The sequence below is a fragment of the Delftia deserti genome, assembly GCF_042653485.1.
GTDB lineage: Bacteria > Pseudomonadota > Gammaproteobacteria > Burkholderiales > Burkholderiaceae_C > Comamonas > Comamonas acidovorans.
In genome coordinates, this window is the sequence record NZ_JBHSIH010000001.1 from 3,003,076 (window position 1) to 3,024,038 (window position 20,963).

Sequence of the window (20,963 nt, forward strand, 5' to 3'; positions counted from 1 at the left end):
CCTCCTCAGGCCGCGGCCGGAATGCGGCGCGGGCGCAGCGTGGCCATCACCCAGTACACGCCGCCGCCGATCAGCACGCCGAAGAACCAGCCGTAGGTGCCCCACCAGACCGGCAGCAGGCTGGTGAAGTTGGGCAGGATGGTGGAGAACACGCTGCCGATGCCCGTGGCGATCAGCGCGTTGACGTTCCAGCCGCCCTCGTAGCGGTACTCGCCATGTTCGTCATACAGCGCTGCCACGTTGATGTTGCCCTTGGCCACCAGGTAGTAGTCCACCAGGATGATGCCCAGCAGCGGCCCCATGGTGGCGCCGATGGCGTTCACGAAGTGGGCAGCGCCGCCCTCCCATGGTGCAAAGGGGTAGAGCGCCAGGGCGATCAGCGCGGCGATGTAGCCGCCGCGCTTGAAGTCGATGCGCTTGGGAAACACGTTGGAGATATCGAAGGCCGCCGAGACGAAGTTGGCCACCACGTTGATGCCCAGCGTGGCCACGGCAAAGGTGACGGCGGCCAGCAGGGCCAGCACCCAGCTGTCGAACTTGGCCGAGATCTGCTCCGGGTGCAGCAGCACCTCGCCATAGACCTTGAAGGCCGCAATCGTGGTGATGCCCGCCACCAGCGAGAACGCGATCAGGTTCACAGGAAGGCCCCAGAGGTTGCCCTTGGCGACCGCTTCCTTGTTCTTCGCATAGCGCGAGAAGTCGCAGAAATTCAGGTACAGCGCCGCAAAGTAGGTGATCCAGGTCGCGCCCACGGCCATCAGCGCCCAGAAGCTGCCCGGCGCGCCGCTCACGCCCGCATCCTTGGTCTTGTCCAGCAGCACATCCATGGGAATGCCGTGGTCGAAGCTGAAGCCGCCGGCCTTCACGCACAGGCCGATGGCCAGCACCAGCATGGCGATCCACACGGCAGGCCCGGCCCAGTCCTGGAATCGCCGCACGGTCTCCATGCCCCTTTGGATGATCAGCAGCTGCAAGGCCCAGATGACCACGTAGCAGATCACCTCCAGCCCTGAATGGCCCAGCCAGTGCGTGGTCTGGTGGAAGGACAGCAGGGCATCATTGCGCACCATCAGCGCCACCATGGCACCCGAGGCCGCTGCCGTCTGCGCGCCATACCAGAAGCAGGCCACGACGGCGCGCACAAGCGCGGCCAGATTCGCCCCCCAGACCCCGAACGAGGCACGCGCCAGCACCGGATAGGGCACGCCGGTCTTCTCGCCCGCATAGCCCACCAGGTTCATCAGAAAGAAGATGACCAGGGAGCTGATGCCGATGGCGATCAGGAAATTGACGAAGCTGCCGCACAGCAGAAACAGGCTGGCCGCCAGGTAGTAGCCCCAGAGGCTGTGCACGTCCGAAGTCCAGACATTGAAGATGCTGAAGGCGCCCCAGCGGCGGTCCCTGGTGGGCGCCAGGTCTTCGTTGTAGAGACCTGGCGAGGGGTTGCGGATGTCCATTGATGCGCTCCTTGACCACGAGTAATCACTGACACAAGACCAGCCGAAACCCATGATCAGCTGGCACACAAACTGGCACGCAAACTGGTATGCAAGAAGTGTGCCTTCGGGCGCAGGAGTTTTTTCCCGGGACATACCCGGCCACCGCAGGCCTTCAGGCTGCAGCGACATGGTGAAATGGAGCCGGACACCTCACCCCCCTCAACCCCGACATGTTCGTCACGCAGCTCAAGTCCTTTTTCTGGGTCGCCCGCCTTGGCAGCATCACGCAAGCCGCGCGCCAGCTCGCACTGAGCCAGCCCACCGTGACCACCCAGATCCGCGCGCTGGAAGAGCACTACGGCGTGGAGCTGTTCCATCGCCAGGGCGGGCGGCTGTCCATCACCGATGCCGGCTTGCGCCTGCTGCCCCAGGTCGAGCAACTGCTGCTGCAGACCATCCAGCTCGAGTCGGCGCTGCGCCATTCGGGCGATGCCAGCCAGGGCCAGCTGCGCATAGGCGCGACGGCGCCCTACTACGTGCTGGACATCGTCAAGCGCTACCAGCGGCGCTTCGAGCGGGTGGAAGTGGCCATCGTGGGCGGCAACTCGCGCCAGATGGTGCAGGCGCTGGTGGACTACCAGGTGGACCTGGCGACCTCATCGCACCTGGAAGGTGATCCGCGCCTGCTGCGCGTGGAGCTGGGCCAGGACCCGCTGGCGCTGCTGGTGCACCGCAGCCACCGGCTGGCGCAGCGCACCATGGTGCAGGCGTCCGATCTCGTGCACGACACGCTGATCCTGCGCGAGCGCGGCTCCATGACGCGCCAGCTCACCGAACAGATGCTGGCCGCCGCCGGCCTGGCACCGCGCCACGTCATGGAAATCGCCAGCCGCGAAGCCATCCGCGAGGCCGTGATCCGCGACATGGGCATCAGCGTCTTCGCCCGGCATGAAGCCTCGGCCCACCCCGACATCGTCGTCCTGCCCTTCGCAGGCCCCGTGCCGCGCCTGCCCGAGTACCTGTACTGCCTGCGCGAACGCCGCCAGGCCCGGCTGATCGCCGGCTTTCTGGAGGAAGCCGTGCCGGGCGGGGTGCTGCCGGACCAGATGTGAACCGGCTCAGGCCAGCTCGGCATCCACCAGCAGCGGCTGCCTGAGATCCTTGTCCGACAGCGACAACTCCACATCGAGCTGCGGCCATTGCACGCCGATGGCCGGGTCGTTCCAGGCAATGCCGCGATCGGCCTGGGGCGCGTAGAAGGCAGTGGCCTTGTAGAGGAAGTCGGCGCTGTCGCTGAGCACCACGAAGCCGTGGGCAAAGCCTGGCGGCACCCACAGCTGGCGGTGGTTGTCTTCCGTCAGTTCGGCGCCCACCCATTGGCCAAAGGTCGGCGAGCCCTTGCGGATGTCCACGGCCACGTCGAACACGGCGCCGCGCACCACGCGCACGAGCTTGCCCTGGGCATGCGGCGGCAACTGGTAGTGCAGGCCGCGCAGCACGCCTTTCTTGCTGCGGCTGTGGTTGTCCTGCACGAACTGGTGGTCCGTGCCCGTGGCCTGGTTGAAGGCCTGCTGGTTGAAGCTTTCCAGGAAGAAGCCGCGATCGTCGCCAAAGACCTTGGGCTCGATCAGCATTACCTCGGGAATGGCCAGGGGTGTTGCCTTCATGCGTGCACCTTTTCCTTGAGGATCTGCAGCAGGTACTGGCCGTAGCCGTTCTTGGCCAGGGCCTGGCCCAGCGTCTCCAGCTGTGCCTGGTCTATCCATCCCTGGCGGAAGGCGATCTCTTCTGGGCAGGAAACCTTCAGGCCCTGGCGCTGCTGCAGGGTGGCGATGAACTGCCCCGCTTCCAGCAGGCTGTCGTGCGTGCCCGTGTCCAGCCAGGCATAGCCACGGCCCATGAGCTCCACATTGAGCTGGCCCTTTTCCAGGTACAGGCGGTTGAGGTCGGTGATTTCCAGCTCGCCGCGCGCCGAGGGCTTGATGGACTTGGCCAGTTCCACGACCTGGCTGTCGTAGAAATACAGGCCAGTGACCGCGTAGTTGCTCCTTGGCTGCCTGGGCTTTTCCTCCAGGGAAAGCACGCGGCCCTGGGCATCGAACTCGGCCACGCCATAGCGCTCGGGGTCCTGCACGTGGTAGGCAAACACCGTGGCGCCCTCGCTGCGCTCGTCGGCGCGCGCCAGCAGGCGGGGGAAGTCGTGGCCGTAGTAGATGTTGTCGCCCAGCACCAGGGCGCTGGGCGCACCGGCCAGGAAATCCTCGGCGATCAGAAAGGCCTGGGCCAGGCCGTCCGGGCTGGGCTGGATGGCGTATTCGATTTTCAGGCCCCACTGCGAACCATCGCCCAGCAACTGCTCGAAACGCGGCGTGTCCTGCGGCGTGCTGATCACCAGGATCTCGCGGATGCCCGCAAGCATGAGGGCGCTCAGCGGGTAGTAGATCATCGGCTTGTCGTAGACCGGCAGCAGTTGCTTGCTGATGGCCAGCGTGGCCGGGTGCAGGCGGGTGCCGGAGCCGCCCGCGAGGATGATGCCTTTGCGTGTCTGGTTCATGTCCTGGATCCTGGGGTTCTTCCTGGAGCGCGCAGCCGCGCTCAGATGATTTCCTGCAGCATGCGGTCCACGCCGGCCTGCCAGTGCGGCAGGCGCAGGCCGAAGGTCTGCTGCAGCCGGTCGGTGTTCAGGCGGGAATTGTGCGGACGCTGTGCCGGGGTGGGAAAGGCGCTGGTGGGTACGGCAGCTATTCGCTGCACCTTCCAGGGCCGGTCGGGCGCGAGTTCGCGAGCGCGGGCGATCACATGGCTGGCATAGGCATGCCAGGTGGTCTCGCCACCGGCCACCAGGTGGTACAGGCCCTGGTCGCCGGGTTGGCGCTGCAGCTGGCGAATGGCATGGGCCGTGACGTCGGCGATGAGGTCCGCGCCCGTCGGCGCGCCCCATTGGTCGTCGATCACGCTCAGCGCCTCGCGCTCCTGGGCCAGGCGCAGCATGGTCTTGGCGAAATTGCCGCCGCGCGCCGCATAGACCCAGCTGGTGCGAAAGATCAGGTGGCGGCAGCCCGAAGCCTGGATCAGCTGCTCGCCTTCGAGCTTGCTGCTGCCGTAGACGGACAGCGGCGCCGTGGCCTCGGTCTCCGTGCGCGCGGCGCTGCCGCTGCCGTCGAAGACATAGTCCGTGCTGTAGTGCACCAGCTGCGCACCGATCTGCGCCGCCTCGCGGGCCAGCACCTGGGGTGCCAGCGCGTTGAGCAGCCGCGCCTGGTCAGGCTCGCTTTCGGCCTTGTCCACGGCCGTGTGGGCGGCGGCATTGACGATGACATCGGGGCGCAGAGCGCGCACGGTGCGTGCAAGCTCATCGAGGCGCGAGAGATCGCCGCACAGGCCCTGGCCACCGGCATCGCCCTGGCGGTCCAGCGCAATCAGTTCGCCCAGCGGCGCCAGGCTGCGCTGCAGCTCCCAGCCCACCTGGCCATTGCGGCCCAGCAGCAGCAGCTTCATGAGCCGGCTCCCTCCGCGTACTGGCGGCTGACCCATTCGCGGTAGGCGCCGGACTGCACATCGGCCACCCATTCGGGATTGTCCAGGTACCACTGCACGGTCTTGCGGATGCCGGTCTCGAAGGTCTCGGCAGGCTTCCAGCCCAGTTCGCGCTCGAGCTTGCGCGCATCGATGGCATAGCGCCGGTCATGGCCGGGGCGGTCCTTCACATAGGTGATCTGTGCGCTGTAGCTGGTGCCATCGGCCTTGGGGCGCAGCTCGTCGAGCAGGGCGCAGACGGTGTTCACGATCTCGACGTTGGGCTTCTCGTTCCAGCCGCCCACGTTGTAGGTGTCGCCCAGCCTGCCGGCCTCCAGCACGCGGCGGATGGCGCTGCAGTGGTCGCGCACATAGAGCCAGTCGCGCACCTGCATGCCGTCGCCATAGATGGGCAGCGGCTTGCCGGCCAGGGCGTTGACGATCATCAGCGGGATCAGCTTCTCGGGGAAATGCAGCGGGCCGTAGTTGTTGCTGCAGTTGGTCGTCAGCACGGGCAGGCCGTAGGTGTGGTGCCAGGCGCGCACCAGATGGTCGCTGGCAGCCTTGCTGGCCGAGTACGGGCTGTTGGGCTCGTAGAGGTGGTCTTCGGTGAAGGCCGGTGCCGCAGGCGCCAGGCTGCCGTAGACCTCGTCGGTGGACACATGCAGGAAACGGAAGGCTGCCTTGGCCTCGGCATCCAGCGCGCTCCAGTAGCCGCGCACGGCTTCGAGCAGGCGGAAGGTGCCGACCACATTGGTCTGGATGAAGTCCTCGGGGCCATGGATGGAGCGGTCCACATGGCTCTCGGCCGCGAAGTTGACCACGGCGCGCGGCCTGTGCTCGGCCAGCAGGCGGGCCAGGGTCTGGCCGTCGCCGATGTCGGCCTGCACGAAGACATGGCGCGCATCGCCTTGCAGGCTCTCCAGGCTTTTGAGGTTGCCGGCATAGGTGAGCTTGTCCACGTTGAGCACCGGCTCGTCGCCAGCAGCCAGCCAGTCCAGCACGAAATTGGCACCGATGAAGCCGGCGCCGCCTGTGACAAGAATCATGGTTCAACCTTGCAAAATTTCATTGTTCTTGGGGCGGGGATCCGGCAGCAGCATGGGGTGCGGCCTCCCGCGCGACCTGGGCATTGTCGGCGCTCGCCAGTAAAAAAGCCCGCAAGAGGCGGGCTTTTTCCTTCAGGACACGCCTTTTACACACCCGGGGCGTGTTCACCGGCCCTGCCAGCGGCGCAGCACCAGCGAGGCGTTCGTGCCGCCAAAGCCGAAGCTGTTGGACAGCACGGTGTCCAGTCGGGCATCGCGTGTGCGGGTGACCAGGGGCATGTCGCCCAGTGCCGGATCGGGCGTGTCCACGTTGACCGAACCTGCGATGAAGCCCTTGTTCATCATGATCATGCAGTAGATGGCTTCCTGCACGCCGGTCGCGCCCAGCGAGTGGCCGGTCAGCGACTTGGTGGAGGAGAACGGCGGCACCTGGTCGCCGAACAGCGCGCGCATGGCGCGCACTTCCTGCATGTCGCCCACGGGCGTGGAGGTGCCATGGGTGTTGATGTAGTCCACGCCGCCTTCGATACCTTCAAGGGCCTGCTGCATGCAGGCGATGGCGCCGTCGCCCGAGGGCGCGACCATGTCCTCGCCATCGCTGGTGGCGCCGAAGCCCACGACTTCGGCCAGGATGTTCGCACCCCGGGCCTGGGCGTGCTCCAGGCTCTCCAGTACCACGGCACCGCCGCCGCCTGCGATCACGAAACCGTCGCGGTTGGCGTCATAGGCGCGCGAAGCCTTTTCGGGCTGGTCGTTGTGCTTGCTGGACATGGCACCCATGCCGTCGAACAGCAGGGCCATGCCCCAGGACAGCTCTTCGCCGCCGCCGGCAAACATCACGTCCTGCATGCCCCAGGCAATCTGCTGTGCCGCCGCGCCGATGCAGTGCGCCGAGGTGGAACAGGCCGAGGTGATGGAGTAGTTGATGCCCTTGACCTTGAAATTGGTCGCCAGGCAGGCCGACACCGTGGAGCTCATGCAGCGCGTGACCTGGTAGGGACCGACGCGGCGAATGCCCTTCTCGCGCAATGTGTCGGCCGCCTCGATCTGGTTGGCCGGCGAGCCGCCGCCCGAGCCCATGATCAGGCCCGTGCGCGGATGGCTGACCTGCTCGGGGGCCAGGCCCGCCTGGGCGATGGCATCTTCCAGCGCGATCTGCGCATAGGCTGCCGCATCGCCCATGAAGCGCAGCTGCTTGCGATCGATCCGTGCCTCGACGTCGATCTCCGGCACACCGGCCACCTGGCTGCGCATGCCCAGTTCGGTGAATTTCGGCATGGCCTTGATGCCCGTGCGGCCCTCGCGCAGCGAGGTCTCCACGGTATCGAGGTCGTTGCCGATGCACGAGACAATGCCCGCGCCGGTGATGACTACGCGACGTTTGGTCATGCTGCCGTTCCCTGGCCTTCACCCTCGCGCAGGAACAGACCCACGCGCAGGTCATTGGCCACGTAGATTTCCTTGCCATCGGCCAGCAGGCGTGCATCGCCGATGGCCATGTTCAGCTTGCGCTTGATCACGCGCTTGATGTTGATTTCGTAGGTCACCAGCTTGACGTCAGGACCCACTTCGCCCGTGAACTTGACCTCGCCGGCGCCCAGGGCGCGGCCACGGCCGGGAAGGCGCAGCCAGGTCAGGTAAAAGCCGATCAACTGCCACATGGCATCCAGGCCCAGGCAGCCGGGCATGACGGGATCGCCCCGGAAATGGCAGTCGAAGAACCAGAGATCAGGCTTGATGTCGAGTTCGGCCACGATCTTGCCCAGGCCGTGGGCACCACCATCGGTGTCGATGTGCGTGATGCGGTCGAACATCAGCATGGGAGGCAGGGGAAGACGTCCGCTGTCTGCGGAAAACAGCTTGCCTTCGCCCGAAGCGATCAGTTGCTCATACGAAAAAGAATCGGCCATTGTCTAACTTGCTCCACGGCGGCACTGACGCCACCTCTATCTCTGAATGGGTGCGGCCCGCAGCGGACCATGCAGCCGCGCATTATCGGGGTTGAACGTTGCCAGACTGCAACAAAACCCCGAGGCCGCATCAAAACTCTGCCACAAAAGCCACGCCGACCCGGCTCGCGGGCCTCGGCTACAGCCCCCGGACCGACGGCTTGCGCCGCCTGATCCAAGCCACCACCAGCACCGCCAAGGCAGCCAGGCACAGCGGCACCAGACCTGCCGCGTGTACCCAGCGCGCGAATGGCGTCAAGGCCTCGCGGCCCTGCACGCTGGCCTGCAGCACGGTGCGCTCGTAAGGCACCAGCGCATGCGTGACCACGCCCCGGTGGTCGATCGCGACCGTGGCGCCTGTGTTGGTGGCGCGCAGCATGGGGCGCTCGAATTCCAGCGCGCGCATGCGGCTGATGGCCAGATGCTGGTCAATCGCCACGCTGTCGCCAAACCATCCGATGTTGCTGAAATTCACCAGCACCGTCGGCGCCGTCGCCGCGTTGCCGAAATGTGCACCCAGCTCCTCGCCAAACAAATCCTCGTAGCAGATGTTGGGCGACAGCCGCTCGCCGGCCCAGGCCATGGAGGGCTGTCCCAGCGCGCCGCGGTTGAAGTCGCCCAGCGGTATGTTCATCATCTGCGTGAACCAGCGGAACAGCGGCGGGATGAACTCCCCGAAGGGCACCAGATGGTGCTTGTCGTACTGGTAGTCCTGGATCTGGCCGGGCTGCCAGCCCACGACCGAGTTCGTATAGCCGGCCTCTTCCGATCCCAGGGGAATGCCGAGCAGCGCGGCCTGCCGGCCATCCTTCTTCAGATACGGTTCGCGCAGCAGGTCCAGGTATTCCTCGGGCAGTTGCTGGGGCAGCAGGGGCACGGCTGTCTCAGGGGCCACGACCAGTTGCGCGGTGGCCGCACGCAGCTCGCGCCCATACCAGCCCAGCGCCAGCGGAATGCCGCTGCCGGCCTCGAACTTCTCATCCTGCGGGATATTGCCCTGCAGCATGGCCACGCTCAGTGCAGGCCGCTCGGCCGACGGTGCATTGATGGCGGCATCGCGCAACCACCACAGGCCGCCCCAGGCCAGAACAAGGGCCACAGCCGCCGCCAGGGACCGGGCGGCCCGAACACGGGCCCCATTGCGCAAGATTCCCGGCAAGGCGGCCAGCCAATACGCCAGCCAGGACGCCACGGCGCCCGTGCCATAGACGCCAATCCAGCGCGGCAGCACGGACAAGGGCCCTTCCACATGGGCATAACCGCCGGCGCCCCAGGGAAAGCCGGTCCACAGCCAGCCACGCGCCAGTTCGGCCAGCAGCCAGACGGCGGAAAACAGCAGCGCGCCGCCCGCTGCACCGGTAGGGCGCAGCCGTTGCCAGCCCCAGGCAGCCACCGCGTAGTAGCTGCCCAGAAATGCCGCAAGCGCCAGCACGGCGGCAACGGCCAGCGGCGCAGGCAGGCCGCCATAGACATGCATGGAGATGAACAGCCACCAGAAGGTGGCCACCAGCCAGGCCGTGGCGAAAAGCATGGCACGCCCTGCCGCCTGGGCCGGGCGCTGCGCCGTCTGCAGGGCGCGCGCCAGCACGGCCAGCGACAGTATCTGCAGCCACCACAGCGGGCGGCCATAGCCGCCGATGAGGCTCAGCAGCCCGTCACCTTGCCCGCGCGCCCAGGGCCAGGCCAGCGACAGGGCCTGTGCCGCACCCGCTACCAGCAGCAGCACGCCATGGGCGAACCGGCCCATGCGCCGGCCGTCTTGCGAGAAAGCGGAAGAACTGGACAGGGGCATCGGCCGGTTGTGCGCAAAAAGAGGTAGGTCTCGGGTGAGAGAGGTCCAGCCAAGGGCAGGTTCAGGCGCAGTCTCAGCTGCGCAGCAGGCTGTCGGCGGCGGGATCGCGCACCACCTTGAACCAGCGCACGGCGCCGCCCTTGGTGTGCAGCACGGTGAATTCCAGCCCGCCAGGTGGATCTGCTCGCCGCGCTTGGGCACATGGCCCATTTCGTGGGCGATCAGGCCGCCGATGGTGTCGAACTCATCGTCGGGATCGCGGGCATGCAGGGACACCTCGAAGGTCTCGTTCACATGCTCGATGGTGGTGTCGCCCGCCACGCGGTAGCTGTTGTCGGCCAGGGCGAAGATGTCGCCCTCGTCCTCGGGGATGTCGAACTCGTCCTCGATCTCGCCGACGATTTCCTCCAGCACGTCTTCGATGGTCACCAGGCCCGCCACGCGGCCGAACTCGTCGATGACCACGGCAAGGTGGTTGCGGTTGCCCCGGAATTCACGCAGCAGATCGTTCAGGCCCTTGCTCTCCGGCACGAAGGCGGCGGGGCGCAGCAGGGCGCGGATGTTCAGGTCCGGCGAGCGCTGCAGCTTGAGCAGGTCCTTGGCCAGCAGGATGCCGATGATGTTCTCGCGCTCGCCCTGGTAGACCGGGAAGCGTGAATGGGCCGTGGTGATGACCTGGTGCAGCAATTCATCGAACGGCGCGTCGATGTTGACCAGGTCCATGCGAGGGGCTGCGACCATGACGTCGCCGGCCGTCATGTCGGCCATGCGGATCACGCGTTCGAGCATGACGCGCGACTCGGGGCCGATGACCTGATTGTCCTCGGCGTCGGCCAGGGTCTCGATCAGCTCGTCGGGAGAGTCGGGGGCCGGGTGGATGAACTCGGCCACCTTTTGCAGGAAGCTTCGCTTGCTTTCCTTCTCGGAAGAGCGCGCAGGATGGGGGTCGGACACTGTCTTGGAGTGCAGGACGTGCGGTAGTGAAACAAGCTGCAAGGATAGCGGATTGCTCCGTCACCCCTGCATGCGCTGCGCCAATTCCCCTTGCGGCGTTTTGCGCTTATTCACCGGCCTGGTGGCGGCCATCCTGCACGCCACGGCGGATTTCCTGCACATCGGCCAGGAAATCCCAGAACTGCTTGGCCTGCTTCTTGAGCTGGTAGTCCACCTCGCCGATGTGCTCGGTCATCAGAGACGCCATGTGCGTGTCGATGCCGGCGGGCGGCAGCTGCAGATAGGCCTCGGATTCGGAGCCATCGCGCTTGATGGTGGCGCCGGCCTTGCGCGCAATCCTGAGCATGGCCGTGTTCTCCGACAGCGCGTGGATGAACATCATGGACACGCCCTTGGTGCGTGCATGGATCACGGCGCGGTTGAACAGGCGCCCGCCATAGCCACGGCCACGTGCCTGCTTGAGCACGGAGACGCCGAATTCGGCGCAGCTCTTGTGCTCGGGATGCGAGGCAAACGCCAGGTGCGCCATGGCGATCAGCTCGAGCCGGCGGTTGTAGATGCCGAAGATGTCATCGCGCTCGAAGTCGAGCTGCATGGCATAGCGGCGGACCTGCTCGTCGCTGGCGGCATAGCCGAAGCGCAGGTAGCGGTCGCCTTCATCGAGCTTGAGCAAATGCGCCACCACGCGCTCGCGGTGGGACGGGCCCAGGGAGCGAATGGGCACCATGGACGCGGAGCGCCCATCGGGACGGTGCGGCTGGCCTGCGCTCGCACGCAACATGTCCCGGCCGGCCTGCCAGGACGCCTTCAACCAGTCTTTGGATGCATTCATGGCTCAAATATAGGTAAAAACCCGATGTCGAGCAACGGAGATATTGCAATGCAACAAAACTGTAAGGTTTTGGCATGCAAACCAATTTCCCTCCCTGCACCTCTCGACGGCAAGGCCCCTGCCCTAGCCTTCGTGGCTACAGAGGCACCGCCGTGGTCACCTTCACCCGGTCCATCACGAAGCTGGTCTTGCAGTCCTGCACGCTGGGATGCTTGAGCAAGGTGTCCATGACGAAGCGCGTGTAGTGCTGCATATCGGCCACGACCACGCGCATCAGGTAGTCCATTTCGCCGGTCAGCGACACGCATTCCACCACCTCGGGCCAAGTCTGCACGCTGGCGCGGAACACGTCCATGGGGTTGCGCTTGCTGGTCTCGGTGTATTTTTCCAGGCGCACGTTGAGATAGGCGGTCAGCCCCAGGCCCACCGTTTCGGGCTGGACCAGGGCCACGTAGCGGTCGATCACACCGCTGTCTTCCAGGCGCTTGACCCGTCGCAGCACGGCGCTGGGAGACAGGCCCACCTGCTCCCCGATGACGTCATAGGTTTCCCGGCCGTTGGCCTGCAGGCGGCGCAAAATGGCCCGATCCAGTTTGTCGATGTTGTGCGTGGCGCTCATGGCGGTGGACTCGTAAATAAGTACGGATTTCTTCAGGGTTAACCCGAATTAACCAGTTAAATTGCGATAAACGAAAGAATTCCGCAATTTTCATGCATTCCGCATTTTCCCACCACGGGCAAACGGCAAAAAGCTGAAGCCCCTCCCGCCTACAGTGACAGCACCGATAGAGAAGACGCAGGCGCCGGCCATGGCGCCCGTCCGACCATCCTGCACCGCACTGGCCGGAGATCCCCATGAATGCCCTGCTGAACCAGGCTGCCGTCCAGGCCTGCGCGCAAACAGTCAAGCGCCAACGGGACATGCGTCGTCCACGCCCGCCTGCCTGCCCACGCTGCCTATACTGCGGGGATCGCCTCCATTTCGCTTCACGCCATGACGCCCCGCCACGACGCCAACCGCGCCATGTCACGCCATGCCCGTGCGCCTGCGCCAGCCGGCCCGCAGCCGTCGGCCCGTTTGGCGCGGCGCAGCCTGCTGGCAGCACTGGCCGCCCTGCCCTGGCTGCCTGCGGCGGCGCAGGCCCAGCAGCCCTCCGCAGTCCAGCCGCGCGATGCGAAGTCCGACTCCCTGACCCTGATCGTTCCCTATGCGGCCGGCGGCCCGCTGGACCGCACGGCACGGCCGCTGGTCGAGGCCAGCACCGCGAAGCTGGGAGCCATCCAAATCCTCTATGTGCCGGGCGACGGCGGCGCCAAGGGCTCCAACATGGTCGCCCAGGCCACGGCCCAGGACCGCTTGCTGCTGATGGGCGCGGCCGCCACCCATGCCGTGCTGCCCTGGCTGCAGCCCCAGCTGGGCTACGACCCGCTGCGCGACTTCCAGCCGCTGGTGCTGGTGGCGCGCATGCCCAATGTGCTGGTCATGCGCAGCGATCTGGCGCGCCAGTGGCGCATACGCACGCCGCTGGACCTGCAGCGCTTTCTTGCCAAGCACCGCCAGCCGTTGCGCTATGCCTCGGGCGGGCCGGGCAGCAGCGGCCACCTGTCGGGCGAGATGTACCAGATGCTCACGCGGCTGCCGCTGCTGCACCTGCCCTTCGGCGGCACGCAGCCGGCACTGTCGGCCCTGCTCGACGGCTCGGCCGACCTGCTGTTCGACAGCCTGGCATCTTCGCTGCCGCACATCCGCGCAGGGCGGCTGCAGGCCCTGGCCGTGACCACGCTGGAGCGCGCGCCCCTGCTGCCCGAGGTGCCCAGCCTCAACGACACGGTGCAGGGCTTCAACATGGCCAACTGGTTCGGCCTGTTTGCACCGGCCAGCTGGCCGGCGGAGCAGGCGCAGCGCCATGCCGCCGCGTTCGCGCAGGCCATGCGCAGCCGCCCGGTGCAGGACACCCTGTCCGCCATGGGCGTGCTGCCCGAAGAACTGCAACTGCAGGAGTTCGCGCGCTTTGTGCGCTCCGAGCACAGCAAATACGGCCTGCTGGTACAGGCCGCCCGAATCCGCCAGCTCTGAGCCGCGCAGGTGCCTTGCCTGCCCCCGGCCCGGGGCGGCAATGACAAGATCCTTGGAGAGCACCATGATGAGCACCGCAGCGACCCCCACTTCCTCCCACGCCCACGCCCCCGGTGTGGCACCCGTGGTCTACGGCCAGGCCGACCGCCCCCCGCGCGGCGACTACAGCCGCGCCAGCGACGACTACACCTGCGCGCAGGACTACGACGCCTACACCGAGGCCGACCACGACACCTACCGGCGCCTGTACGAGCGCCAGTCCGCCCTGCTGCCGGGCCTGGCAAGCCAGCACTTCATCGACGCCCTGCCCTCGCTGGGCGCCAAGGACCGCATTCCGCGCTTCGAGGAAGTCAACGAGCGCCTGCGCCGCGCCACGGGCTGGGAGATCGTCGGCGTGCCCGGGCTGATTCCCGAGGTGCCCTTCTTCTCGCTGCTGGCCAACCGAAAATTCCCGGTCACGGACTGGATCCGCAAGCCCGAGGAGTTCGAGTACATCGTCGAGCCCGATGTCTTCCACGACCTCTTCGGCCATGTGCCGCTGCTGTTCAACCCCGTCATCGCCGACTACATCCAGGCCTACGGCCAGGGCGGGCTCAAGGCGGCCGAGCTGGGCGCCTGCGAGATGCTGTCGCGCCTGTACTGGTACACCATCGAGTTCGGCCTGATCCGCGAACAGGGCGGCCTGCGCGCCTATGGCGCGGGCATTCTCAGCTCATCGGGCGAACTCAACTACTCGGTGCGCAGCCCCGAGCCGCAGCGCCTGCCGCTGTCGCTGGAGCGCGCCATGCGCACGCTCTACAAGATCGACAGCTACCAGCACACCTACTTCGTGATCGACGACCTGCAGCAGCTGTTCGACCTCACGGCCGCCGATTTCGAGCCGCTGTACCGCCAGCTGCGCGATCAGCCCACCGTCGCGGCAGATGCGCTGCTGCCGGGCGAGGTCGCTCTCTAGGAAACCGCGCTGCAGGAATCTGCAGCCTGAAGCCGCTCGCGCAGCGCCAGGCAAAAGCACCAGACGCGCTCGTCGAACACCAGCTGCACGTGGGCCACATCGTCAAGGCGGTGCGCATCCTGCCCCGGCAGCGTGGCCACGGGCGATGGAAAGACGATGTTGTCGCAGCAGCTCCACCAGCAGCTGAAGACCACGTCCGGGGGCGGCGGCCCCAGGCGCTGCAGCCAGGGACTGTCCATGCGCATCTGCAGCGCCGGCAGGCCATGGGCGAAGCGCGCCATCCAGGTGCCACGGTGCGGCGTGGCCAGGGTCACCACATGGGCGGCCAGTTGCCGGCGCTCCTGCGCTGACAGCCGGCCCAGCCAGGCACGCACCACCAGCCCGCCCATGCTGTGCGCCACGATCAGCGGAGCGCGCCCCGTGGCCTGGGCCATGCGGCGCGCGCAGGCATCGAGATCGGCCACCATGGCGTCGATGGATGCGCCATGCGCCGGCTCCAGCGTCATGGCCGCGCAGGCAATGCCGCCTTTCTTGAGCCGCCGCAGCCAGGACGCCCAGACCGCGCGGTTGCAGAAAAACCCGTGGACCAGCACCACGCCCACCTGGCCCATCACGCCCACTTGGCCGGTGGAGCCGCCCTCAGGCCAGCCATCGGCCTCGGCCCGGGCGCGAAACGGCAGGCGCCAGCCAAACACCTGCACGGCCAACCGCCACTCGGCCAGCCAGGCTGCCGCCACCGTGCGCCATGTCGGCACGGGCGCGCCCGCCTTGCGCACCACGCGGCGCATCAGCAGCATCTGCAGCCCCAGGTGCAGGCCCGGCCAGCACAGGCCCAGCAGCGCGCCCGCCAGCGCCAGCCCCGGTGAACGCGGCCACCACCATGCCAGCCAGGCCGCGGCGCCCGCCAGCGTGCCCAGTGCCACCATTTGCAGAATGCGTGCGTTCACGGCAGCCCGTCCCCAATGAAAAAAGAAGCCAACCTAGCACAGGCCCTAGGACAACCCCGTGTAGACCGCAAAGCACACGCCTGACAAGAATCGGCCGCAGCGGTGGCCGGCCGACCGGCGCCTGCGACTTCGCTGTCCCCCTGTCTTCCCAGCAACCCAAGGTACCCTGCATGGACGCTGCGCCCTGGCTCAAGAACTATCCCGCCGATGTGCCTCACGAGGTGCATCCCGAGCAATACCGCTCGCTCACACACCTGCTGGAGGAGGCCTTCACCCAGCATGCGGACCTGCCCTTCTCGGTCTGCATGGACCGCTGGATGAGCTACCGCGAGCTGGACCAGCTGTCCACCCGCCTGGGCGCCTGGCTGCAGGGGCTGGGCCTGGAGCCCGACGCGCGCGTGGCCATCATGCTGCCCAATGTGCCGCAGTTCGCCGTGAGCATGGCGGCCGTGCTGCGCGCCGGCTACACCTGCGTCAACGTCAATCCGCTGTACACCCCGCGCGAGCTGGAGCACCAGCTCAAGGACTCGGGCGCCACGGCCATCATCATCCTGGAGAACTTCGCCCACACCCTGGCCGACGTGATCGAGCGCAGCGCCATACGCCATGTCTGCGTCACGGCCATGGGCGATCTGCTGGGCGGCATGTACGGCAGCTGGATCACCTTCGCCGTACGCCACCTGGCCAAGATGGTGCCGGCCTACAGCCTGCCGCTGGACGGCGCGGGCGGCACGGTGCGCGAGGTCACGACCTTTTCCCAGGCGCTGGCGCGCGGCGCCCAGAAAGAGCTGCGGCCCAGCCAGGCGGGGCTGGATTCGGTGGCCTTTCTCCAGTACACGGGCGGCACCACGGGCCTGTCCAAGGGCGCCGTGCTCACCCACCGCTGCATCGTGGCCGCCACACTGCAGGCCCATGCCTGGTTCACGCCCGCGCTGCATGGCCGCGTGAAGGCCCAGGACACGCACATCATCGCGGCGCTGCCGCTGTACCACATCTTCGCGCTCACGGTGAGCCTGTTTGCCATGCGCATGGGGGCCAGCCTGAGCCTGATTCCCAATCCGCGCGACATCCCCAAGTTCGTCAAGGTGCTGCAAAAACGGCCCTTCCACATCCTGCCGGCCGTCAACACCCTGTTCAATGCCCTGCTCAACAACGCCCAGTTCCGCGAACTGGACTTCTCGCAGCTGCGCGTCTCGCAGGCCGGGGGCATGGCCGCCAGCGAGGGCACGGCGCGCCAGTGGCAGCAGGTCACGGGCAGCGTGATGATCGAAGGCTGGGGCATGAGCGAGACCTGCGCCATCGGCACCAACAACCCCGTCATCACCACCTCCTTCAGCGGCACCATAGGCCTGCCGCTGCCGGGCATCTCCATCGCCATCAAGGACGACGAAGGCCGCGACCTCCCGGCCGGCGAGGCCGGCGAGCTGTGCATCAAGGGCCCCAACGTCATGCGCGGCTACTACAACCAGCCCGACGAAACCGCCAAGGCCTTCACGGCCGACGGCTACATGCGTACCGGCGACATCGGCGTGATGGACCAGGAGGGCTACACGCGCATCATCGACCGCAAGAAGGACATGATGGTGGTCAGCGGCTTCAACGTCTACCCGAACGAGCTGGAGAACGTGATCTCCATGTGCCCCGGCGTGCTCGAATGCGCGGCCGTGGGCGTGGCCGACGAGCGCCAGGGCGAGGCCATCAAGGTCTACGTGGTGCGCAGCGACCCGGCGCTGACCGAGGACCAGGTGATGCGCTTTTGCCATGACCAGCTCACTGGCTACAAGCGCCCGCGGCAGGTGGAGTTCCGCGACGAACTGCCCAAGACCAACGTGGGCAAGATCCTCAGGCGCGCCCTGCGCGATCCCGCCTGAAGCCAGCACGGCCGCAGCTGTAGCCCACGCGTCAGCCGTGGCTGCCTGCGGCTGTTAGCCTTGGGCAAAAGCCGCCTCCTCATGACACCCTCCGCCCCCACAAGCGCCGCCGCCGCGCTGCCCCCCGGCATGACCGTGCTGGAGCGCGGCTGGCTGTCGGCCAACAACATCGTCTTTGCCGCCGATGCCGGTGCCCCTGCCGACGACCCGCAGGACGGCGGCGCCGCCGTGGTCGATACCGGCTACGTCAGCCATGCCGGGCAGACCGTGCTGCTGGTGGAGCAGACGCTGGCCGGCCAGCCGCTGGCGCGCATCCTCAACACCCATCTGCACAGCGACCACTGCGGCGGCAATGCGGCCCTGCAGGCGCATTGGCCGCAGGCCCGGACCTATGCCGCGCCAGGCCAGGCGGAGTTCGTGCGCGACTGGAACCCCGATGCGCTGAGCTACACGCCCACCGGCCAGGAATGCCCCCGCTTTGCGCTGACCGGCGTGCTGCAGCCCGGCACCAGCGTGCGGCTGTCGGGCCGCGACTGGCAGATCCATGCCGCGCCCGGGCACGATCCGCACTCCATCATCCTGTTCGAGCCCGCCAGCCGCACCTTGATCTCGGCCGACGCGCTCTGGGAAAACGGCTTCGGCGTGGTGTTTCCCGAGATCGAGGGCATGAGCGCCTTCGACGAGGTGGCCGCCACGCTCGACGTGATCGAAGGCCTGGCACCGCTCACCATCGTCCCTGGGCATGGCGGCGTTTTCACGGGCGTGGCCGCCGCGCTGGACACGGCGCGCAGGCGCCTGGACGGCTTCGTGCGCGCGCCTGAGCGCCACGCGCTCTATGCGGCCAAGGTGCTGCTCAAGTACCGGCTGCTGGACTGGCAGCGCATACGTACCACCGACCTGCTGGCCTGGCTGGCCGCCACGCCCTACTTCGGCATGCTGCATGCGGGCCATTTCAGCGCCGAACCCGCCGAGGACTGGGCCCTCGCCCTGGTGGACGCCCTGGTGCAGTCCGGCGCGGCGCGGCGCGAGGGCGACTGGCTGCACAACACCTGAGGCGGGGTGGCAAATGCCTGGCGATAGACAAAATCAATATTAAGATCATTCCTGGATGATTTTTTCAATGCAAATGATTATCATTCGTTGATCAGGCCAAAGCGCTCCGTCCGCCCGGGACGGGGAGCCGCCTGTCCAGAGCGAGCACCAGGCCTGCCGACGGACGCCATCGATAGGCGTCTTGCGCCCCCGCCAGCCAGCATCCGACTGCACAGCGAGGGAGAAGAGCATGGCTCGCCACACCAATCACATCACCGGCCGCAAGCATCGCGCGGCAGCGACACGGCCGCATGCCGTGGGCATTGCGGCCACGCTCATGGCCCTGGGCCTGCCCGTGCTGGCACAAGGCCCCGCCAGGCCCCCGGACGTGGCGCTCAAGGAAGTCCAGGTCCGGGACCGCAAGGAGGGCGGCTACAAGGCCGAGGCCTCCTCCTCCCCCAAGTTCACGCGCCCTTTGCTGGACACGCCCCAGACCCTGTCGGTGATCCGCAGCGAGGTGATGGAGGAGCAGCAGGCCACCACCTTGCAGGAGGCCCTGCGCAACACGCCCGGCGTGACCCTGCTGCTGGGAGAAGGCGGCAACTCCAACACCAAGGACAACATCTTCATGCGCGGCTTCGACACCACGGGCAGCATCTTCATCGACGGCGTGCGCAACCTGGGCAGCGCGGTGCGCGACACCTTCAATGTCGAGGACATCGAGATCGTCAAGGGCGCCTCGGGTTCCGAGTACGGGCGCGGCGCGCCTTCGGGCAGCATCAACATGCGCACCAAGCTGCCCTTCGCGGGCGACCTGTCACAGATACGCCTGTCCACCGGCACGGCCGACGACCACCGTGCCACGGCAGACCTGAACCGCCAGCTCGGCGACACTGCCGCGCTGCGCCTGAACGCCATGGTCCAGGGCAGCGGAGTGGCGGGCCGCGACTTCGTGCGCAACCAGGGCGTGGGCATGGCGCCCTCTCTGGCCCTGGGGCTGGGCACGCCTACGCGCTTCATGGCCGACATGCAATTGCTGCAATTCGACAACCGCCCCGACGGCGGCGTGCCCACCGTGGGATTGCCGGGTTTCTACAACGGCGCACTGTCCGCGCTGGGCATGCGGGACATCCGTCGTGTGGACCCATCGAACTTCTACGGCAGCCTCAGCGACTTCAGCAAGACCGAGCTGAACCAGGCAACACTGCGCTTCGAACATGACCTGGCGGCCGGCACCACGGTGCGCAACATCACGCGCGTGGGGCGCAGCAAGATCGACCAGTTGCTCACGGGCACCTCGGGCATCGTCAGCGACGGAAGCGGCGCGAACGCCGTGGGCCGCCCCGACCCTGCCACCTGGACCGCCTCGCGCTCACGCCAGTTGCGCTGGCAGACCAACCAGTTGCTCACCAACCAGACCAGCCTTTCATCGAACTTCAAGACCGGCGGACTGCAGCATGCGCTGAGCGCGGGCCTGGAGCTGATCTACGAGAAGCAGACCTCCAGGGGGCGCACGGGCGCAGGCGCCATGGCACCGGCCGATCTCTACGATCCCAAGGTCAACGATCCGATCACGGGCCAGAACATCCGCTACACAGGTCAGATCAACGAAGGCAACACCAAAACCATGGCCCTGTATGCCTTCGACAGCATCGAGTTCAGCCCGCAGTGGCAGCTCAACGGCGGCCTGCGCTGGGACCGCTACCGCAGCGCCAACGACAACACCACGGCGCCCAACGCCACTACGGGAGCGCAGACCCGCACCCAATTGCGCAGCAGCGGCAGCCTGCTCAGTGCCAAGCTGGGCCTGGTCTTCAAACCCGTGGAGTACGGCAGCATCTATGCCGGCATTTCGACATCGCAGCAGCCGCCGGGCGGCAGCAATTTCGCACTCAGTGCCACAGAGGGCAACATCAACCACTCCAGCATGGACCCCTCCAAGGCCACCAACCTGGAGGTGGGCACCAAGTGGGACATCCTGGACCGACGCCTGCTGCTGACGGGCGCGCTGTTCCAGACCACGGTGCGCAACGACCTGGGCACCGTGGACAACGTCACCGGCGTCGTCACCCAGTACGGCAAGAAGCAGGTCAAGGGGATAGAGCTGGGTGCCGTCGGCCAGATCACGCCGGCCTGGAACATCACGGCCGGCCTGGCACGCATGAATACCGAAGTCCAGCAGGGCACCGCCTCCCAGACAGGGGCCCACCTGAACTGGTCGCCCAGACTCAGCTTCACGAGTTGGACCACCTATCGTTTCGGCAATGGACTGACCTTGGGCGGCGGTGCCCGCTACATGGACACGGTGGCGCGCCTGGTCAGCAACTCGGCCGTGCCCGCCACCACCAATATGCCCAATGCACGTGACTACTGGGTGTATGACGCATTCATGGCCTACGAGGTCAGCAAGAACCTGCGCCTTCAGCTGAACGTCTACAACCTGGCCGACAAGAAATACGTGGCCAGTCTCAACAACAACGGCGGACGGTACATGCCGGGGGTGGCTCGCTCGGCCCGGCTCGTGGCCACGCTGAAGTTCTGACCCGCACC

General features: G+C 66.8%; 17 protein-coding genes and 1 pseudogene. 6 read left to right on the forward strand and 12 right to left on the reverse strand.

All coding sequences use genetic code 11. The annotated features are described in order from the left end of the window. Window positions 1-5 precede the first annotated feature (5 nt). Window positions 6-1,457: an NCS1 family nucleobase:cation symporter-1 gene (locus ACFPFG_RS14620; protein WP_099752599.1), complete on the reverse strand. Its 1,452-nt coding sequence runs from the start codon at window positions 1,455-1,457 to the stop codon at window positions 6-8. 212 nt (window positions 1,458-1,669) lie between these two features. Here ACFPFG_RS14620 and ACFPFG_RS14625 point away from each other — a divergent pair, with 212 nt between their 5' ends. Further along, entirely contained in the window at window positions 1,670-2,551 is an 882-nt protein-coding gene (locus ACFPFG_RS14625) for a LysR substrate-binding domain-containing protein (protein ID WP_269199165.1), read from the forward strand. Window positions 2,552-2,557: 6 nt separating this feature from the next. On the opposite strand, the gene rfbC is transcribed toward ACFPFG_RS14625, so the two are convergent. The 10 genes and pseudogenes from rfbC to ACFPFG_RS14675 form a co-directional block, all read right to left on the reverse strand. Then, on the reverse strand, window positions 2,558-3,106 hold the full coding sequence (gene rfbC, locus ACFPFG_RS14630; protein WP_380107172.1) for a dTDP-4-dehydrorhamnose 3,5-epimerase: 549 nt from the start codon (window positions 3,104-3,106) through the stop codon (window positions 2,558-2,560). Continuing rightward, window positions 3,103-3,993: a glucose-1-phosphate thymidylyltransferase RfbA gene (gene rfbA / locus ACFPFG_RS14635; protein ID WP_183020145.1), complete on the reverse strand. Its 891-nt coding sequence runs from the start codon at window positions 3,991-3,993 to the stop codon at window positions 3,103-3,105. Before rfbA ends, rfbC begins: the two co-directional genes overlap by 4 nt. Window positions 3,994-4,034: 41 nt before the next feature. Continuing rightward, window positions 4,035-4,937, reverse strand: coding sequence for a dTDP-4-dehydrorhamnose reductase (gene rfbD, locus ACFPFG_RS14640; RefSeq protein ID WP_380107174.1), 903 nt, complete (start codon window positions 4,935-4,937; stop codon window positions 4,035-4,037). After that, window positions 4,934-6,004 (reverse strand): dTDP-glucose 4,6-dehydratase, encoded by a 1,071-nt coding sequence (gene rfbB, locus ACFPFG_RS14645; RefSeq protein ID WP_183020143.1) that lies wholly within the window; start codon window positions 6,002-6,004, stop codon window positions 4,934-4,936. Before rfbB ends, rfbD begins: the two co-directional genes overlap by 4 nt. A gap of 165 nt (window positions 6,005-6,169) precedes the next feature. Next, the gene (gene fabB, locus ACFPFG_RS14650; protein WP_197953419.1) at window positions 6,170-7,393 is read right to left on the reverse strand and encodes a beta-ketoacyl-ACP synthase I; all 1,224 of its coding nucleotides are present in this window, start codon (window positions 7,391-7,393) and stop codon (window positions 6,170-6,172) included. Beyond that, window positions 7,390-7,914 carry a bifunctional 3-hydroxydecanoyl-ACP dehydratase/trans-2-decenoyl-ACP isomerase gene (fabA, locus tag ACFPFG_RS14655; protein WP_012203203.1) on the reverse strand — a complete coding sequence of 175 codons (525 nt, stop codon included), beginning with the start codon at window positions 7,912-7,914 and terminating at the stop codon, window positions 7,390-7,392. The genes fabB and fabA overlap by 4 nt, the downstream gene beginning before the upstream one ends. A gap of 178 nt (window positions 7,915-8,092) precedes the next feature. Then, complete coding sequence (gene lnt, locus ACFPFG_RS14660; RefSeq protein ID WP_380107177.1) at window positions 8,093-9,745, reverse strand: apolipoprotein N-acyltransferase; 1,653 nt, start codon at window positions 9,743-9,745, stop codon at window positions 8,093-8,095. Window positions 9,746-9,818: 73 nt separating this feature from the next. Beyond that, window positions 9,819-10,699 (reverse strand): annotated as a pseudogene (locus ACFPFG_RS14665) (HlyC/CorC family transporter). A gap of 106 nt (window positions 10,700-10,805) precedes the next feature. Beyond that, complete coding sequence (locus ACFPFG_RS14670; RefSeq protein WP_183020139.1) at window positions 10,806-11,531, reverse strand: GNAT family N-acetyltransferase; 726 nt, start codon at window positions 11,529-11,531, stop codon at window positions 10,806-10,808. Between the two features lie 136 nt (window positions 11,532-11,667). Continuing rightward, window positions 11,668-12,150, reverse strand: coding sequence for an Lrp/AsnC family transcriptional regulator (locus tag ACFPFG_RS14675; RefSeq protein ID WP_183020138.1), 483 nt, complete (start codon window positions 12,148-12,150; stop codon window positions 11,668-11,670). A 375-nt stretch (window positions 12,151-12,525) separates the two neighbouring features. Between ACFPFG_RS14675 and ACFPFG_RS14680 the strand changes: the two genes are divergently transcribed. Together ACFPFG_RS14680 and phhA are read left to right on the forward strand one after the other, a co-directional pair. Then, complete coding sequence (locus ACFPFG_RS14680) at window positions 12,526-13,608, forward strand: Bug family tripartite tricarboxylate transporter substrate binding protein (RefSeq protein WP_232245657.1); 1,083 nt, start codon at window positions 12,526-12,528, stop codon at window positions 13,606-13,608. A 64-nt stretch (window positions 13,609-13,672) separates the two neighbouring features. Then, entirely contained in the window at window positions 13,673-14,563 is an 891-nt protein-coding gene (gene phhA / locus ACFPFG_RS14685) for a phenylalanine 4-monooxygenase (RefSeq protein ID WP_012203197.1), read from the forward strand. Here the strand turns inward: phhA and ACFPFG_RS14690 are convergent. Further along, window positions 14,560-15,510: an esterase/lipase family protein gene (locus ACFPFG_RS14690; RefSeq protein ID WP_197953423.1), complete on the reverse strand. Its 951-nt coding sequence runs from the start codon at window positions 15,508-15,510 to the stop codon at window positions 14,560-14,562. The genes phhA and ACFPFG_RS14690 overlap by 4 nt on opposite strands. A 170-nt stretch (window positions 15,511-15,680) precedes the next feature. Here ACFPFG_RS14690 and ACFPFG_RS14695 point away from each other — a divergent pair, with 170 nt between their 5' ends. From ACFPFG_RS14695 to ACFPFG_RS14705, 3 genes are all read left to right on the forward strand, one after another. Then, window positions 15,681-17,381 (forward strand): AMP-binding protein, encoded by a 1,701-nt coding sequence (locus ACFPFG_RS14695; RefSeq protein WP_183020135.1) that lies wholly within the window; start codon window positions 15,681-15,683, stop codon window positions 17,379-17,381. 81 nt (window positions 17,382-17,462) lie between these two features. Further along, window positions 17,463-18,434, forward strand: a complete 972-nt coding sequence (locus ACFPFG_RS14700) for an MBL fold metallo-hydrolase (protein WP_197953439.1) — start codon at window positions 17,463-17,465, stop codon at window positions 18,432-18,434. Between the two features lie 229 nt (window positions 18,435-18,663). Continuing rightward, window positions 18,664-20,955 (forward strand): catecholate siderophore receptor Fiu, encoded by a 2,292-nt coding sequence (locus ACFPFG_RS14705; protein ID WP_197953449.1) that lies wholly within the window; start codon window positions 18,664-18,666, stop codon window positions 20,953-20,955. The last annotated feature ends 8 nt before the right edge of the window (window positions 20,956-20,963 follow it).

Coding starts and splice junctions, on each gene's coding strand:
- ACFPFG_RS14620 (WP_099752599.1), bottom strand. CDS start 1,457: ATGGACATCCGCAACCCCTCGCCAGGTCTCTACAACGAAGACCTGGCG.
- ACFPFG_RS14625 (WP_269199165.1), top strand. CDS start 1,670: ATGTTCGTCACGCAGCTCAAGTCCTTTTTCTGGGTCGCCCGCCTTGGC.
- rfbC (WP_380107172.1), bottom strand. CDS start 3,106: ATGAAGGCAACACCCCTGGCCATTCCCGAGGTAATGCTGATCGAGCCC.
- rfbA (WP_183020145.1), bottom strand. CDS start 3,993: ATGAACCAGACACGCAAAGGCATCATCCTCGCGGGCGGCTCCGGCACC.
- rfbD (WP_380107174.1), bottom strand. CDS start 4,937: ATGAAGCTGCTGCTGCTGGGCCGCAATGGCCAGGTGGGCTGGGAGCTG.
- rfbB (WP_183020143.1), bottom strand. CDS start 6,004: ATGATTCTTGTCACAGGCGGCGCCGGCTTCATCGGTGCCAATTTCGTG.
- fabB (WP_197953419.1), bottom strand. CDS start 7,393: ATGACCAAACGTCGCGTAGTCATCACCGGCGCGGGCATTGTCTCGTGC.
- fabA (WP_012203203.1), bottom strand. CDS start 7,914: ATGGCCGATTCTTTTTCGTATGAGCAACTGATCGCTTCGGGCGAAGGC.
- lnt (WP_380107177.1), bottom strand. CDS start 9,745: ATGCCCCTGTCCAGTTCTTCCGCTTTCTCGCAAGACGGCCGGCGCATG.
- ACFPFG_RS14670 (WP_183020139.1), bottom strand. CDS start 11,531: ATGAATGCATCCAAAGACTGGTTGAAGGCGTCCTGGCAGGCCGGCCGG.
- ACFPFG_RS14675 (WP_183020138.1), bottom strand. CDS start 12,150: ATGAGCGCCACGCACAACATCGACAAACTGGATCGGGCCATTTTGCGC.
- ACFPFG_RS14680 (WP_232245657.1), top strand. CDS start 12,526: ATGACGCCCCGCCACGACGCCAACCGCGCCATGTCACGCCATGCCCGT.
- phhA (WP_012203197.1), top strand. CDS start 13,673: ATGATGAGCACCGCAGCGACCCCCACTTCCTCCCACGCCCACGCCCCC.
- ACFPFG_RS14695 (WP_183020135.1), top strand. CDS start 15,681: ATGGACGCTGCGCCCTGGCTCAAGAACTATCCCGCCGATGTGCCTCAC.
- ACFPFG_RS14700 (WP_197953439.1), top strand. CDS start 17,463: ATGACACCCTCCGCCCCCACAAGCGCCGCCGCCGCGCTGCCCCCCGGC.
- ACFPFG_RS14705 (WP_197953449.1), top strand. CDS start 18,664: ATGGCTCGCCACACCAATCACATCACCGGCCGCAAGCATCGCGCGGCA.